This is a genomic window from Stenotrophomonas sp. SrG, from assembly GCF_050031795.1.
Lineage (GTDB): Bacteria > Pseudomonadota > Gammaproteobacteria > Xanthomonadales > Xanthomonadaceae > Stenotrophomonas > Stenotrophomonas rhizophila_A.
In genome coordinates, this window is the sequence record NZ_JBNBBE010000747.1 from 1 (window position 1) to 246 (window position 246).

Here is a 246-nt window from a genome sequence, read left to right on the forward strand (position 1 = left end):
CGCAAAGTCGGGCATGCCACGTTGCGTGAGGATGAGGCCGGAGCGTTGGCGGCTGCGCTTGAGGCAGAGGGGCAGCAGCTGGGTCGTCCGGATCAGGTGGCCCCTGCCGTCGCCGCCCTGCGCGATTGATGAAGCGCGGTCACGTCCAACGGTCGTGACCTACCGGGCGAAGCAGATCCGGTAGGTACCGACCGGTGGTCGGTACGCGCGTCAATAGCGCAACTGCGTGGCCACGAAATCCCAGGT

Annotated in this window: 1 pseudogene; it reads left to right on the forward strand. The window is 66.7% G+C overall.

Going from position 1 to position 246, the window contains the following annotated elements:
• Nucleotides 1–129: pseudogene (locus ACQG3P_RS21550) on the forward strand (5-(carboxyamino)imidazole ribonucleotide synthase); the annotation flags it as partial.
• Nucleotides 130–246 lie beyond the last annotated feature (117 nt).